The sequence below is a fragment of the Rhodoferax potami genome (assembly GCF_032193765.1).
Lineage (GTDB): Bacteria > Pseudomonadota > Gammaproteobacteria > Burkholderiales > Burkholderiaceae_C > Allorhodoferax > Allorhodoferax potami.
The window spans coordinates 1543665-1558591 of the sequence record NZ_JAVBIJ010000001.1; the positions used below are offsets into that span (position 1 = coordinate 1543665).

Genomic DNA, 14927 nt, shown 5'->3' on the forward strand with positions numbered 1-14927 from the left:
GTTAAGACCATGCGTATTAACAAATGGGCGTTATCCGCTGTTGTGGCTCTCGGCTTGCTGGGTGCTTGTGGCGGAGGCGGTAGCAGTGTGGATCCATTGACTCAGAACGCACCCGGAGCAGATATCCTCGCAGGCGTAGAAGTAAACACAGCGGTCGTCATTTCAGAAACTCAACGGCTAATTGCAACGAGCACCGACGACACATCCGAACCTGCAGCGCTGGGCTCGGTAACACTGGCAACCAGCGACACCGACGAACCTGCCGACATTTGATGCACTGAGTGCACTCAAATCACCAGGGCACAGCACACGCTGTGCCCTGCGTCACGGGAACTTCTTGTTCCCGTTTTCATTTCAAACCACAATGTGTGTGCGACTTCAGGGAGTCTTCAGATGAACAAGATTTGGTGGGTTTGCCTAGGGGCTGTCGTGACACTGCACGCGGCGCATGCCGCAACACCGATCACCGCGACGCAGCGTGATCAGGTCATTGAAAAGCTGCCTCTCATCACCAAAAACCGGGCCGCTAGCCAGACGGCCACCTCGGCCAACCCTGAGGCTGCAGCATCAGCAGCCCGCGAGCTGATCACGGCCGCGCGCCAGACGGGCGACACCCGCTACTGGGGCCGCGCCCAAGCCATGCTGACGCCATGGTGGAACAAGCCAGATGCCCCCACCGATCTAATGGTGCTGCAAGCCACTATTCAGCAAGGCCGCCATGAATTCAGCGAAGCCCGCAGTGTCCTGACGCGAGCGCTCAAACTCAACCCCGCGCAAGCTCAGGGCTGGCTCAATCTGGCGACCCTTGAGCGGCTCGCCGGCAACTATGCACGTGCGCTGCAGGCTTGCGAGGCAGTGGGCCAGGCTGGACAAGCGCTGTACGCCCAGGCTTGCCAATTGGAAACCCAGTCGCTCCAAGGCAAAACCAACGAGGCGCGCGCGGGTCTGCAAACGCTGATTTCTGCCGCCGATAACGCATCAACCCGCAGCTGGCTCTTGTCGCTCTTGGCAGAGAGCGAAGAGCGCGCTGGCAAGGATGGCGCAGCCCTCAAGGCCTACCAAATCAGCCTGAAACAAGAATCTGACCTGTACACCAGCATCGCACTGTCTGATTTGCTGCTGCGCACCGGAAAACACCAAGATGCACTCAAGGTTCTAACAGGCCTGCCTGCAACAGACGCAGTCCTGCTCAGGCAAGCGACTGCGAAAAAGCGGGCGGGTGACCCAACCTGGACAGAGTTACGGCAAACATTGCGCGAGCGGCAGGCCGAGCTGAAGCGACGCGGTGACAAACTGGAACTTCATGGCCGGGAAGAGGCCTTGGTAGCCCTGTGGCTGGATGAAGATTTCGCGGGCGCTGTGACGATGGCTGAGCGAAACCTTGACCTGCAAAGAGAGCCGATTGACTGGTGGGTAGCTATCCAGAGTGCACGTGCCGCCAGCGACCTGCCTGCTCTGGCCCGCTTGCGCGGTGAGATGCAACGCATTGGCATTGTGGATGCGCGCGTCCAGGGAGAAAAATCATGAAGCACCTGATCGCTTTCTTGTGCAGTGCGCTCATCGCCCTACCCGCCTTGGCGCATAAGGGTAGTGATGCCTACCTCGATATGAAGCAGACCGCTGATCAAGTGACACTGCAACTGGCAGTGGCCATCAAAGACCTGGATGTCGTGTTACCCGTGGACGCCAATGCAGACGGACTCGTCACCTTCGGTGAAGTACAAGATGCCACGCCTGCGGTGGAAGCTCTCATCCAAAGCAACGCATTGATCCAGGGAGCCAGCGGGGGCTGCCCGCTGCAATGGCGATATGCAGGACTGGAACGTTACAGCGACGGGGCCTATATCAAGCTTGAAAGCACAGCAAACTGTGCAGCGCTAGAAAGCATCCGCTACACGCTCTTCAAAAACGAAGACGAAAACCACCGCCTGCTCGTGAGCGGCAAGGTCAACGGGCGTGACCTGCTGACGACCGCCTCCCCCCAGCAAGCCGAGCCCATCATGCTGGTGAGTCGCAATGAAGCGAGCCAAGCGGCACCTACCGGCGTAGGTCAGACTGTGCTGAGCTACTTTGGCTTAGGCATGCACCACCTGCTGGAGGGCTACGACCACCTTGCGTTTTTGCTCGCGCTGGTTTTGCCACTACAGCTTGTTCTGGGCCGCAAAGCTGCCCCAGGGCAGCTGACCGATACCAAACCGTGGTGGGCTTTGCTGTGCACTATCACAGCCTTCACAGTCGGGCACTCCATCACGCTGGCGTTGGCTAGTTTGGGCATCACGTCCGCATCACCAGAATGGGTGGAGCCCGTTATTGCCGCCTCTATCGGCGTGACTGCACTGCTGAACGTGTTTCCGGTAAAAGTGTTCAGCCCATGGCGGCTTGCGTTGGGCTTCGGGCTGATTCATGGCTACGGGTTTGCGGGCCTGCTCACCGAAGCGGCGGCACCCTCTGCCCTCTTGGGCTGGGCCTTGTTTGGATTCAACCTCGGAGTCGAAGCCGGTCAACTACTAGCCGTGTTGCTGTGGGTTGCTGTGTCCCAACTATTTGTGCGGCAAGCTTGGTACGGCAGCGTGGTGGTGCGCGGCGGGTCTATCGCACTGTTCGCACTGGCCGCCTACTGGGTCTGGGAACGGGTTTTCACCTGACCCGCAAAAAAGCTGCGCAGCCCTTGTCAGAGCTGCGCAGCTTGCTATTAAATATATAGCGAATTGAAATGTGATTAAACGCGAGGTACTGGCGTACCCGAGTTAACACACAGCGCCATGTTGAGCGCGATCACGGCGGTTTTGTAGTCTGCACGCTCAATCACAAACTGCATGTTCACTTGGCGCAGGGTTTGCGACACGCAGTTCACGTTGACCTGTGCGTCCGCCAATGCCTGGGCTGCCTTGGCCAGCACACCGGGAATGCCGATGTTGGAGCCGATGGTGCAGACGATCGCACTGGGCTTCACGGTGACCACCTGGTACAGCTCTTCCAACTCGGCCACGAGTTCAGGGGTGACCTGGTTGTCCCACACCAAGTGAGCAATAGAGTTGGCGTTGGTGGCTTTCAGGATGTAGCTGATGTCGTGCTTGCAGAACACCTGCATCAAGCTGGCGTCAAAGCCGACCGTGCCCACCATGCTGGGGTCATGGATCTCAATCAACGTGACCTTGTCCGTGCCGGTCACGATCTCCACGCGGGCTCGCTCACCCACGAAGTCTTTGGTGATCAAAGTACCGGGGTGGTCTGGCTCAAACGTGTTTTTCAGGCGGATCGGGATACCGGCCAACTCCATGGGCTTGGCCGCCTTGGGGTGGATGGCTTCCATACCCACGTCAGCCAGCTGGTCAGCCACGTCGTAGTTGGTGGCACCCACCACGATGGCGTTTTCCAGACCCACGAGGTTGGGGTCGGCAGACGACAGGTGGAATTCTTTGTGGATCACCGCTTCGGCGGGGCGCACTTCCACCGCGATCTTGCTGAAGGTAACCTCAGAGTAGCCGCGGTCGAACTCTCGCATGATGCCTTCGGTGCCCTTGGTGTAACCGGTGGCCACAATCACGTTGTTGGCCAGGTCCAGGTCTTTGAAGCTGTGAGCGATGCGCTCATCGATGCTCCAGGCTTCGTTGTCGTCGAAACCGGCGAGGTCCATCAAGACCGCGTTTACGCCATTGGCCTTGAGGATTTCCACCGAGTTGAACGCGCTGTGCGATTCGCCGATGGAGGCCAGCACTTCGCGGGCAGCCAAAAGCACATCCTTGCGGCTCAGGTAGCCGCTGGCCAGCACATGGTGCATGGCGCCCAAATACTCGCGCGCCTGGGCAATACGCTGGTCAATAAAGGCATCTGCCACCGCTAAAGGCAAGCCAATGTCGGCGTAGGCGGCATTCAGCTTTTTAAGGCTGGCTGCCAAACCGGTCAGTGCGTCCTGGTAGCCCTTGCCCTCAGCGAACAGGGCGTAGATGCCGCGCTCGCCGGTTTTCTTGTGCTCCAGCAGCTGGTTAGTCACGCCGGAGTAGGCAGACACCACGTAGATACGGCCGTAAATGCGTGCGGTGTTGTGCAGCATGATGTGGCGCAGCACATCACCAAAGGCGGTCATCGAGGTGCCGCCGATCTTCTCAACAGAGATCTTCGAGGAATTTACGTCGTGCATGGACAAGCTTGGGGTGGGCAAAAGATGAATAAACCCGGCCGGAAATGAATGCCGGTAGTGCCGGTTACGAAAAGCCCTCTATTTTCGCCTACTTTGCCAGAGGCAGGCTCTCAAGCGCATATTGGGTCCGAGGGAACAAAAGTTTTTCAGCTGACGTGGAGCAAGCGCTGGCCATTCAGCGCATAAAAAACGGAAATGGTGCCAGCTAGAAAGAGTTGCTCATGACAGCCGTGGATGGCGCATGACCTGCTCCATCGCACTGGCGCTCACCGGGTGGCTGAAATAGAAGCCCTGAAAACCCTTGCACCCCAGCTCCATCAACAGTGCGCAGTGCGCTTGGGTCTCTACCCCCTCCGCGATCACCTTCAGGCCCAGCGTTTCCGCCAACACAATCACCATGCGGGCGATGGCCGCGTCGTTCGGGTCATCCAGCACGTCGCGCACAAAACTCTGGTCGATCTTGATCTGGTCAAAAGGTAACTGCTTGAGATAGGCCAGCGAAGAGTAGCCCGTGCCGAAATCGTCGAGAGCAAAGCCCAGCCCATGGGCCTTGAGCAGCTTCATTTTGGAAATCACCAAATCAACACCTTCAATCAGCATGCTTTCGGTCAACTCCAGCTTGAGGCGCTGGGGATTGACGCCCGTTTCTTGCAGGATCCTCAGAACGATGGGCACGAACTCCGGATCCCGAAACTGCCGGGCGCTGACATTTACAGCCAATTCCAGTGATGCTAGGTCGGGCTGATCGGCCCACAACCTCAGCTGTTCACACGCGCTGCGAATGATCCACTCCCCCAAGGGCAGAATCAGCCCGCTGCTCTCTGCCACGGGAATAAAGTCAACCGGCGAAATCAACCCACGTTGCGGGTGCTCCCAGCGTGCCAACACCTCCGCGCCAATGATCAGGCCGCGCTCATCGACCTGAGGTTGGTACAGCAAAAAAAGCTCTGCCCCGCCCATGGCGGACCGCAAGTCCGTCTCCAGCTGCAGGCGGGCGGAAACAGCGGCTTGCATCATCGGATCAAAAAACCGCACCGTGTTTCGGCCCGCAGACTTAGCCTGATACATGGCCGTATCCGCCCGCTTGAGTGGCTCTTCAGTGCCTTCAAGCCGGTCCCCGAACAAGGTCACGCCAATGCTGGGCGTGTTGTGAAACTGGATCTCTCCAATCTCGTAACTGCGGTCAAGCTCCAGCAGAATTTTTCCTGCAATGACCTCGGCTTGCCGGCCGGCCAGCAACGCGTCGTCCGCCAAGTCATCGAGCAAGATGACGAACTCATCGCCCCCCAAACGCGACACCGTATCGCCGTCACGGACTGCGGCGACCAGGCGCTCCGCAACCTGCCGCAATAGCTGGTCCCCCTTGTTATGCCCAAAGGTATCGTTCAGTGTTTTGAAGTTGTCGAGATCAATAAACAGCAACGCCCCCAATCGGTGGTTGCGCTGGGTCGTTACCAGCGCGAGCTCCAGCCGGTTGAGCAACAGTCTGCGATTCGGCAGACCTGTCAGTGCGTCAAAAAATGCCAAGCTGTGTATCTGGGCCTCGGCCGCCTTGCGCTCCGTAATGTCAGTGACAAAAGCCAATATGCACGGGACGCCACTGTGGTCAATGATTTCCCCCGAAATGCTGACCTTGCGGATATCGCCATTCCTGTGCACCCAGCTCGTCTCGTAGTCCACCACACTGCCCCTGGCCTTCAGCGCGCGCAGCCACTGGAGCCGCATCTCGCTCTCAGGCCAGAAGCCCATCTCCAGCGCGGTCTTGCCCAACAACTCGGCACGGGCCCAACCGAAGTCACGCTGGTATTTCTCGTTGGCCTCAACGAATCGCCCTTCCGCCAGCGTCGCAATCGAAGCCGCCACCGGACTGGATTGAAATGCAGTCGCGAACTTTTGCTCAGACTGCCGCAGGTTCAGCTCCACCAATTTACGGGTGTGAATGTCCTGGGTGGTACCGGTCACCCGGAACACGGTACCTTGGTCATCCCGCTCAAATCTCGCTTTTTGCAGAACCCAGTGCAGCCCCCGATGCACCCTGACCTGGTGCTCAGCCTCAAAGACAGGCTGAGTCCGTGCCGCGTCACGCCAGAGGGCAAAGACGGCCTCACGCTCGTCGACCGGTATCAGGTCGAGGAACGAATCACGGCTCAACGTAGCGCCATTCGGTAATCCGAAAATCCGGCAGGCCTCATCAGACAGCTGCATCGTGTCGGACTCGACCGTGTACACCCAGCTCCCGACCTGGGCTTGCGCTTGCGCTTGGTGCAACTCCAACTTTGCAAACTCCAAATCACGACTTCGCAGAGCGATCCGGATATTGGTCAGATCCAGCTCACGCAATCGGCGCTGATAAGCCAGGACCAGAAAATGCACCAAAACTGCCGCCATCAAAAACACGCAAATCTGCACCAGCGCATGCAACCAAGGGGGGGAGTCGGCGGATTGCGGCAGCCACCCGCCTTTTGTGGCGACAACAGTAAGGATGGTGACACCCGCCGTCAGGGCCGCGACGATGAGCGCGACCCGGGTACTGACCAGCCAACCCAGCATGAAAATGATCAGCGGAAACACAAACTGAACGGGTGCGGTAATCCCGCCGCCCACAAACATCATCAAGGCAACGTAAAGCCACATGCCCACACCCAGAGCGGTAACCGTGGTCTGCAATCTCTTCCGCCACAAGAAGAACCATCCCGCAGCGCCCACTAGCAGGATAGTGCTGGTGCGCAGCGCTGCGCTCAGGCCATGGGGGATGAAGACATAGATTGCCGCAGTAACCAGCACACCACTCAGAAAGATGGCGACCACTGCGGCTTTGAGAAAAGAAAAAGAAGGCTCCCAAGTAACGGGTCGGTAGACCTCTTCGTCACTCCTGCTGACCGGCGTGAGATGCGGGGCAATCTTTGGTTCCATCGTTGGCTGCATCATAGCTGCCGCGGACAGAAGTTGACTGCGTTGGTGCGCCGCCTGATGTCCTTGATCGACCCAAGCACTATTGCCGTGCTGCTGGCCCCCACATCCGCTGTCCGATCCAACGCAGCGTAGGACCTACGGGCGGGCGGGCACTGACCTGTGTGGCGGGCGTCTGGCCGACGGCCTCAGGCAGTCCTAGGTCAAAGCTGAACACATAGTGCGGCTCCTGCCCCATGCGCAGGTCCGTAATCCGCAGCTGTCCGTCAGGCGCGATTGCGCCCTTCACGAACCCGTGGCTGAACGCCGTCAAACGCGCCACCGGTGCGGAGGCTGCGTGTTCGATCAGCAGTTCGCTGCCCCGCGCATGCGCTTCCCATTGCACCGGGGACTGGCCGTCCAGCACCGATACATAAGCTTCATGAAACTTCGGATCAGCCGGATCGTCTGGCAAGGCGACCACCCGCCAGAGCAAGGTTTGCAGGGGCGCCGGCGTCACCAGCACCCGCTGGGCAGACACACCCTGTTCACTCAAGGATGCGCGCGCACGTTGTTCGATATGCTGTTGCGCCAACACACTCCAGCCCAGGTAGGCTGTCGACAAGGCCAAGCCCACCATGTTCCACCGAAGCCCGCGCGCCAGATCTCTACAGCGCCAGGCCGCCGCCACCCCAAGGATCAGCGGCAAGGTGTAAGCCGGATCGATGATGAACACGCTACCTACCCCGAAGGGGTAATTGGAAAACGGCTGCAGCAACTGGGTGCCGTACACCGTCATGGTGTCTAGCAAGGGATGGGTCACCAACACCAGCCAAAGTGCCAGCCACCAGCGCATAAAGTCGCGCCCCCGCGCCACCAACCAGGCAAACACAGGGGCCGCCAGAGTCAGAAAGAACAAGGCGTGGCTTTCCGCCCGATGCAGCACCATATTGGAAATGGCATCCCCATGGTCGATGAGGGCATCCAAATCCGGCAAGGTGCCGGCCACTGCCCCGCACAAAGCGGATTTCCACACCGCGGTGCGCCGGCCCATGACGGCCACACACACCGCTGAACCAAGCGCTATCTGGGTTAAAGAATCCATTGCAGAGTTGGCTTTAGCGCTTAGACCTGTACCACGATGGGAAAGTCGACACGCAGCCCATCCGCTGAAGCACTGAACTCGCGGGTCAGCGCCGCCCTGTCTTGCAGATCCAGGCGCTGCCAGAGCCCGTCGCGCGGGTTACCCGGATCGCCCGCCACATAAAGTTGCGTCGTGAGCAGCTCCTTACGATCTAACTTGACTTTCACATGGATGTGAGGCGTGCGCCCGCTGTAGGGGGCCGGCCGCATGGTCCGAAAGCGGTAGCGGCCATCTTTGCCCACCGCCACCCGGCCAAAGCCCTGGAACTTTGGGTCCGCTTTGCCGCCGTCTTGTGGGTGGTGGTAATGCCCTTCGTGGTCACATTGCCAGATTTCAACCACCGCGCCAGCGACTGGCATGCCACGGGTGTCCATCACCAGCCCCTCGACCCAGACCGGCTGGGCTTTGGAGTACACCGCACCCCCATTGCGCAGCAGGTCAAAATCTTGGTCGCCGGGCAGTGCTACCGGATAAAACGGCCCCTCGGTCTGCCGGGGTGTGGGCCGCAAAACCGACTGGGCTTGTGCAACCGTTGGCGCAAGCCAGGCCGGCGCACCGGTGGCAGCCAGCATGCCGGCACCACGAACCAACAGGGACCGGCGGGAGTGAGGTGGGTGCATAGGCGTTTTGGGTGGTGAAGCAAAAGTGCGTATCGGAATCGCGGGGCCAGCAAAAGTTCCCGCCCACGCCGTGCAGTGCGCTAGCAGCGGTGTTCAGCTCGCGAAACTCCATCTGCGGTTAAGACACCGGAGAGCCAGCTGTCACCCACTGGAAGCCCTCAGTCGCCATTCGAATTGCTATCAAATCAATAGCTAATCGCACAATCAATACGAGCGCTATAGGCCGATTTAACCTAAAAACATCGCCCGATACTGCCTAGGCGATAAACCCAGCTGCTGCTGAAAGTGGTGGCGCAGGGCCTGCATGCTGCCCAAACCCACCTCGGTGGCGATGCGCTCTACCGGCAGCGCACTGCCCTCCAGCAGGCGCTTGGCATGCTCTACCCGTTCAGCCACCACCCACTGGCCGGGGGACTGGCCGGTGAGTTCGGCAAAGCGGCGCAAAAATGTGCGCGGACTCATGGCAACGCGATCGGCCATGTGCTGCACCGTCCACGGCGCTTGCAGATCGTTGCGCACGTCGTCCAGCAGTTGCACCAAGCGATAGTCACCCTCTTGCGGCACCGGGCGTTCCATAAACTGGGCTTGTCCCCCGCTGCGGTGCGGTGGCATGACCAGCCGGCGCGCCACGCTGTTGGCAGCCTCTACCCCAAAGTCACTGCGCACAATGTGCAGCATCAGGTCAATGCCAGCGGCGCTACCGGCAGAGGTGTAGACGCGATCGCCCTCGGCATACAGCACGCTGGCGTCCACCTCCACCCCTGGGTGTTGGGCTTGCAGCGCTTTGGCGTAGCGCCAATGGGTGGCTGCGCGGTGGCCATCGAGCAAGCCGGTAGCGGCCAGCACAAAAGCGCCTGAGCAAATAGACGCCAGCCGCGCGCCGCGTTGCCATGCAGCCCGCAACTGCTGAGCCAGTGCATCAGGCACAGGCACCAGGGCACCCTTCCAGCCGGCCATCACGATCAGGTCCGCCTGCTCCAGCAAACGGGCATCGCCATCGGTCGTAACTTGCAATCCTCCGTGCGCGCGCAGCGGGCCGGGCTCGATGGCCGCTCTGGCAAAGCGGTACCAGCCAGGACCCATTTCAGGCCGGGAAAGGCCAAAGATCTCGGCCGCAATAGAAAACTCAAAAGTACACAGGCCGTCATACACGGGCACCACTACCAGCGGCCCGGTGGTTGACCAAGACGCACTTGAGTTTGAGCGGGCAGAGTTTGGCGCGATTTTTGTCATATATGTCTTTTACGCCAATTGTAGAAATTTGCGCCTGTTTGCACCATAGAGGCTCTTACAACACACCGGAGAACTCCATGCCCACCGCAGTGACCGCTATACCCGCCGCCAGCTCCACTCTTGCCGAGGCGCACTTTGCTGCCGAACTGACCTTTGAGACCGACTGCTGGGATACGCACGATGCCCTGGCACAAGGCGCCGACTTTGTGTTGCTAGACGTGCGCTCCCCTGCCCTGTTTGCACGCGGGCATGTGCCGGGCGCCATCAACCTGCCCCACGGCAAGATCGTAGAGAGCAAGATGGCCCAGTGGCCGGAGGGCACGCTGTTTGTGACTTACTGCGCCGGGCCCCACTGCAATGGTGCCGCCCGTGGCGCGCTCAGGCTGGCGCGCTTGGGACGACCGGTCAAGATCATGGCCGGTGGCATCACCGGCTGGCTGGATGAAGGCTTTGCGCTAGCCACCGGTGACGCTTGAACACGCCCATGGGCCACCTTGCGCTTGTGGCACAGTGAGTGCATGAACACCATTCTTATCACCGGCGCCAGCGATGGCATCGGCGCCGCCAGTGCACGGCAGCTCAAGGCCAAAGGGCACCACGTCATCCTCGTGGGCCGCTCGCGCGACAAAACCGAAACGCTGGCCCGCGAGCTGGGGGCGCCATTTCATGTGGCCGATTTCACCCGACTTGCCGATGTGCAGCGGCTGGCCCTAGAGCTTGCACATCACCCGCGCATCGAGGTGCTGGCCAATAACGCTGGCGGCATCATGGGCCCGCGGGAGCTCACCCAGGACGGGTTCGAAAAGACCTTTCAAGTGAACCACCTTGCCCACTTCCTTTTAACCAAGCTGCTGATGCCGCAGCTGATAGCGGGCAAAGCCAAAGTGATTCAAACCGCCAGTATTGCGGCAAATGTCTTTGGCGGCAGCTTTGATATCCACGACCTGAACAACGAACGCCACTACCGGCCGGAGCAGGCCTATGGCAACGGCAAGCTGGAGAACATTCTCTTCACCCGCGAACTCCAGCGCCGGCATGGTGCCGACGGTATTGCGGCAGTGGCATTTCACCCCGGCGTGGTGCGCAGCAACTTTGCCAGCGAGACCAGCCACCTCATGCGGGTGCTGTACCACACCCCCTTGAAATACCTCTTCACCATCAGCCCGGAGTCCAGCGGGCAGCGCCTGACTGCGCTTGCCGAAGGACAGCCCGGTACCGACTGGGAACCCGGTGAGATGTACAACAAAACCAAACCCATGCCACTGCGTTTTCAGGATGCTGATGGCAGCGCAGCGCGCAGTTTGTGGGAGCAAAGCGAAGCGATGGTGGCACCGTTCTGCCGATAGGTTTGGCCCGCGCAGGCCAATCCACCGACAGTCTGCGTCCAGCGACTCCTGAGGCGGATCGGTACTCACCAACACAAAAGCCCCGGAGTCGGGAGACAGCGGGGCTTATGTCGAATACAGGAAGATGCGGCACGGCGCCGCAATCCTCTATGGGGCTACTTAATGCGCCGCACTGCCTTGCGAAGTGGTTCCGTCAAAACTGGGGAAGCGAACATGCTCCACCAGGTCCTGCACTTCCTTCTCAGGTGCCTTGGTGAGCAGGGACACCACAATGATCACGGCAAAACCCAGCGGTACACCAAAGATGCCGGCGGAGATGGGGGCGATGTCCCACCAGGTGTTGGCCTTCAGAATCTCAGGGGTGATTGCATGATCGTGGAACAGGCCGTACATCCATGGATGGGTTTGCACCATGTAATAGAACGATATGCCCAAGCCCGCCAACATGCCCAGCGATGCACCCCACTTGTTAGCGCGTTTCCAGAAGATACCCAGTGTCAAAGCGGGGAAGAACGCAGCCGCAGCAAACGAGAACGCTGCAGACACGAGGAACAAAATGTCCGCCATGCGCAACGCCGCCACATAGGCTGCTGCCAACGCCACTACTACCAGGATGGACTTGGAAATAGCCACACGGCGAGTGGCAGAAGCATTGGGATCCACCACCTTGTAGTACACGTCGTGTGACAAGGCGTTGGCGATGGTGAGCAGCAAGCCATCCGCTGTGGACAAAGCCGCAGCCAAACCACCCGCAGCCACCAGCCCGGAGATTACAAATGGCAAGCCACCGATCTCTGGCGTAGCCAGCACCACAATGTCTCCACCCAAGCGGATTTCTGCCAGTTGCAGAATGCCGTCTTTATTGATGTCAGACACCGCCATCAGCGTCGGGTCCACCACGTTCCAGCGCGCGATCCAGCCCGGGAGCTGATCCATCGGCGTGCCGACCAACAAGGTGTAGATATCAAATTTCACCAACACCGCCAAGGCAGGCGCTGTGAAGTACAGCAGTGAGATGAAGAACAATGACCACGCCACCGATTCACGCGCTTCACGCACCGAGGGCACGGTGTAGAAGCGCATCAGGATGTGCGGCAAGGCGGCCGTACCAATCATCAAGCAGAACACCAGCGCCAGGAAGTTCTTGCGAGCAACATCGCGCGCTGCATCATCTTTACCGGGGAAAGGTTCAGCATGGCGCAAAGGTGGTGCGGCCCGGGCTGCATTGGAGGTCCGTGCAGCTGTGTAAGCAGCTTTGGCGGCAGCCTCATCTTTAGGCAGTGCAGCCAATGCTGTTTCTGCCGCCTTGATATCTGATGCTGGCGCGTTGGCCGCTTTCAGGTCTTCCAACTTCTTGGTCGCAGCCGCTTTGTCGGCAGCCATGGCAGCAGGAACATCCTTCAGCTTTTCAACCGCTTCGTCGGAGCGTGCCTTGAAGATGCCACGGACTTCGAGTTCCTTGGGGTCCTTCAGCAACAGCTCTTCCTTGGCAGACACTTTTTCCAACAGGTAGCCATAGGACACCTGTGGCACGGGCATATTGGTGTGTTTCACCGACAGCCAGACCACCGGAATCATGTAGGCCACGATCAGGATCAGGTACTGGGCCACTTGGGTCCAGGTCACTGCCCGCATGCCACCCAGGAACGAGCACACCAGGATCCCGGCCAAGCCCACATACACACCCACGTCAAACGACAGGCCGGTCAAACGTGCCGTGATCAAGCCCACACCAAAGATCTGAGCCACCACGTAAACGAAAGACACCAGGATGGCCGCAAACACGCCGATCAGGCGTGCCATGTTGCCGCCGTAGCGGGCCCCCAAAAAGTCTGGGATGGTGAACTGGCCAAACTTGCGCAAGTAAGGAGCCAGAAACAGCGCCACCAGGCAGTAGCCGCCCGTCCAGCCCAGAATGAAGGCCAAGCCGCCGTAGCCGGTCAGGTACAGGGTACCTGCCATGCCGATGAACGAGGCCGCAGACATCCAGTCGGAGCCCGTGGCCATGCCGTTGTACATGGCTGGAACGCGACGGCCCGCGACGTAATACTCGGCCGCATCATTGGTACGGCTCATCACACCGATGCCGCCATACAACAGCACGGTGGCGGCCAAGAAGGCGTAGCCGATGTACTCCTTGGGCATGCCCATCTGCTCAAGGAAAGCCAGCACCAGGACGAAAGCGGCGAAACCACCTCCGTACCAAATGAAGACTTTGTTCAGGGATTTTTGAAATTGGCTTTGGGTTTGGCCAGCGCCAGCAAAAATGCTCATGTGGATTCTCCTTCGGCGACCCCGTACTCTTTGTCCAGGTTATTCATGTAGCGGGCGTAGAACCAAATAATCAGGCAATACACCACGAGGGCGCCTTGCGCTGCCACCCAGAAAGAGAACGGCCAGCCAAAAAAGCTGAACGTCAAATCTCGGGCGAAATACCCCAAAACAAACGTGACAAAGAACCACAAGAGCAACAAGGCTCCCGTGATCTTTAGGTTTTTGCGCCAGTATTCCCGGTGCTTTTCAGTGAGTTGCATCCTTGTCTCCTTCTTGTTGAAGTTAGATTGACCTTCTCTCGCTCCTTCACCTGGCGCAGCAACTGCGAAGCCCCTCCGCTAATGCACTGCGCTCAAGCTCAACCCGGTTTCCCTTTCCAGCTGTGCGGCCACTTTCGGCTCGAATCCATTCAGGTGCCGCATCACCGTCAAGGCCTCGTCGGGTTGATTCATTTCCATATAAACCCGTGCCATCTGGTACCAGGCAAAGGGGCTCATGGACTGCAAGGTGGTATTGCGTTTGAAGGCCTCGATGGCCTCCACAAAGCGACGCTGACGGACCAAGGCAAGACCTAAGCCGTACCAGGCACGGTCCATCTTGTCGTCAAGATGCAAAGACTGCCGGAACGCCCGCTCCGCCTGCTCGCTGCGGCCCAGGGCCTCGAGCACAAAGCCATGGTTGAAGTGGGCGTGGGTGCTCGCTGGCGTGAGCTGCACAGTTTTTTCAAAATAGGTCAGAGCTGTCTGAAGGTCGCCAGTATTGAGTGCTTCGTAACCCAAGCTATTGAGCGCCAAGACATCCGAAGGAAAGAGCGTCGCGATCTCTTCAAACACGGCCCGGGCGGAACTGCGCAAACCCAGGACGAGTAATGCTTTGGCTTTCAGCCTCAACAGGAGCAGCGTGGCGCGCGTTGCACTGCGGGGCTGAGCCGCAAGGGAGCCTGCTTTTATTGGCATACGTTGGCTCCCATCTGCAGGCACATGTCAACCTTCAGTTGCACCAGCGCCACCCAGGCGATCAGGAGCCAGCTGCTGGCTGCCAAGGGAATGTGTTGATCAAGAATCAACCTCGGGCTGACTTTGCGAGTCAGCCACAAGGCCGGTTTGGATGCCACATCCAGCAACTGCCAGAAAACGTTGTGGTCCCGCTTGGGGCCGGCCAGGAGCCCCAAAACGAATCTTCCGATGATGAACATCAGCGAAAGCTCCACCAGACTTTTTGCAATGACGACGGTCAACAACATAGCTTCCGATTCCTTGATCAAGTCAATTCGGCGGATT

At 59.2% G+C, this 14927-nt stretch carries 14 protein-coding genes; 5 read left to right on the forward strand and 9 right to left on the reverse strand.

Going from position 1 to position 14927, the window contains the following annotated elements:
- Nucleotides 1-9 precede the first annotated feature (9 nt).
- The 3 genes from RAE21_RS07380 (at nucleotide 10) to RAE21_RS07390 (ending at nucleotide 2645) form a co-directional block, all read left to right on the forward strand.
- Nucleotides 10-273 carry a hypothetical protein gene (locus RAE21_RS07380; protein WP_313880807.1) on the forward strand — a complete coding sequence of 88 codons (264 nt, stop codon included), beginning with the start codon at nucleotides 10-12 and terminating at the stop codon, nucleotides 271-273.
- A gap of 120 nt (nucleotides 274-393) precedes the next feature.
- Nucleotides 394-1527: a tetratricopeptide repeat protein gene (locus tag RAE21_RS07385; protein ID WP_313880808.1), complete on the forward strand. Its 1134-nt coding sequence runs from the start codon at nucleotides 394-396 to the stop codon at nucleotides 1525-1527.
- Nucleotides 1524-2645, forward strand: a complete 1122-nt coding sequence (locus RAE21_RS07390; protein WP_313880810.1) for a HupE/UreJ family protein — start codon at nucleotides 1524-1526, stop codon at nucleotides 2643-2645. The genes RAE21_RS07385 and RAE21_RS07390 overlap by 4 nt, the downstream gene beginning before the upstream one ends.
- Before the next feature lie 74 nt (nucleotides 2646-2719).
- Here RAE21_RS07390 and RAE21_RS07395 read toward each other — a convergent pair whose 3' ends face one another.
- The 5 genes from RAE21_RS07395 to ftrA all read right to left on the reverse strand — a co-directional run bounded on the left by RAE21_RS07395 (nucleotide 2720) and on the right by ftrA (nucleotide 10027).
- Nucleotides 2720-4141: an aspartate kinase gene (locus RAE21_RS07395; protein WP_313880811.1), complete on the reverse strand. Its 1422-nt coding sequence runs from the start codon at nucleotides 4139-4141 to the stop codon at nucleotides 2720-2722.
- 219 nt (nucleotides 4142-4360) lie between these two features.
- A complete protein-coding gene (locus RAE21_RS07400) occupies nucleotides 4361-7054 on the reverse strand; it encodes a putative bifunctional diguanylate cyclase/phosphodiesterase (protein WP_313880812.1) in 2694 nt (897 codons plus the stop codon).
- Nucleotides 7055-7133: 79 nt separating this feature from the next.
- Nucleotides 7134-8135, reverse strand: a complete 1002-nt coding sequence (locus RAE21_RS07405; RefSeq protein WP_313880813.1) for a metal-dependent hydrolase — start codon at nucleotides 8133-8135, stop codon at nucleotides 7134-7136.
- Between the two features lie 20 nt (nucleotides 8136-8155).
- A complete protein-coding gene (locus RAE21_RS07410; RefSeq protein ID WP_313880814.1) occupies nucleotides 8156-8794 on the reverse strand; it encodes a protocatechuate 3,4-dioxygenase in 639 nt (212 codons plus the stop codon).
- A gap of 228 nt (nucleotides 8795-9022) precedes the next feature.
- Nucleotides 9023-10027, reverse strand: a complete 1005-nt coding sequence (ftrA, locus tag RAE21_RS07415) for a transcriptional regulator FtrA (RefSeq protein ID WP_313880815.1) — start codon at nucleotides 10025-10027, stop codon at nucleotides 9023-9025.
- A 77-nt stretch (nucleotides 10028-10104) separates the two neighbouring features.
- On the opposite strand from ftrA, the gene RAE21_RS07420 reads away from it, so the two are divergent.
- Together RAE21_RS07420 and RAE21_RS07425 are read left to right on the forward strand one after the other, a co-directional pair.
- Nucleotides 10105-10503, forward strand: coding sequence for a rhodanese-like domain-containing protein (locus tag RAE21_RS07420; RefSeq protein WP_313880816.1), 399 nt, complete (start codon nucleotides 10105-10107; stop codon nucleotides 10501-10503).
- Nucleotides 10504-10545: 42 nt separating this feature from the next.
- A complete protein-coding gene (locus tag RAE21_RS07425) occupies nucleotides 10546-11373 on the forward strand; it encodes an SDR family NAD(P)-dependent oxidoreductase (RefSeq protein WP_313880817.1) in 828 nt (275 codons plus the stop codon).
- A gap of 159 nt (nucleotides 11374-11532) precedes the next feature.
- On the opposite strand, the gene RAE21_RS07430 is transcribed toward RAE21_RS07425, so the two are convergent.
- The 4 genes from RAE21_RS07430 to RAE21_RS07445 form a co-directional block, all read right to left on the reverse strand.
- A complete protein-coding gene (locus RAE21_RS07430; protein WP_313880818.1) occupies nucleotides 11533-13647 on the reverse strand; it encodes a sodium:solute symporter family protein in 2115 nt (704 codons plus the stop codon).
- A complete protein-coding gene (locus RAE21_RS07435) occupies nucleotides 13644-13907 on the reverse strand; it encodes a DUF4212 domain-containing protein (RefSeq protein ID WP_313880819.1) in 264 nt (87 codons plus the stop codon). The genes RAE21_RS07430 and RAE21_RS07435 overlap by 4 nt, the downstream gene beginning before the upstream one ends.
- A 78-nt stretch (nucleotides 13908-13985) precedes the next feature.
- A complete protein-coding gene (locus RAE21_RS07440) occupies nucleotides 13986-14603 on the reverse strand; it encodes a tetratricopeptide repeat protein (RefSeq protein WP_313880820.1) in 618 nt (205 codons plus the stop codon).
- Nucleotides 14594-14890 (reverse strand): hypothetical protein, encoded by a 297-nt coding sequence (locus RAE21_RS07445; RefSeq protein ID WP_313880821.1) that lies wholly within the window; start codon nucleotides 14888-14890, stop codon nucleotides 14594-14596. The genes RAE21_RS07440 and RAE21_RS07445 overlap by 10 nt, the downstream gene beginning before the upstream one ends.
- Nucleotides 14891-14927: the final 37 nt, after the last annotated feature.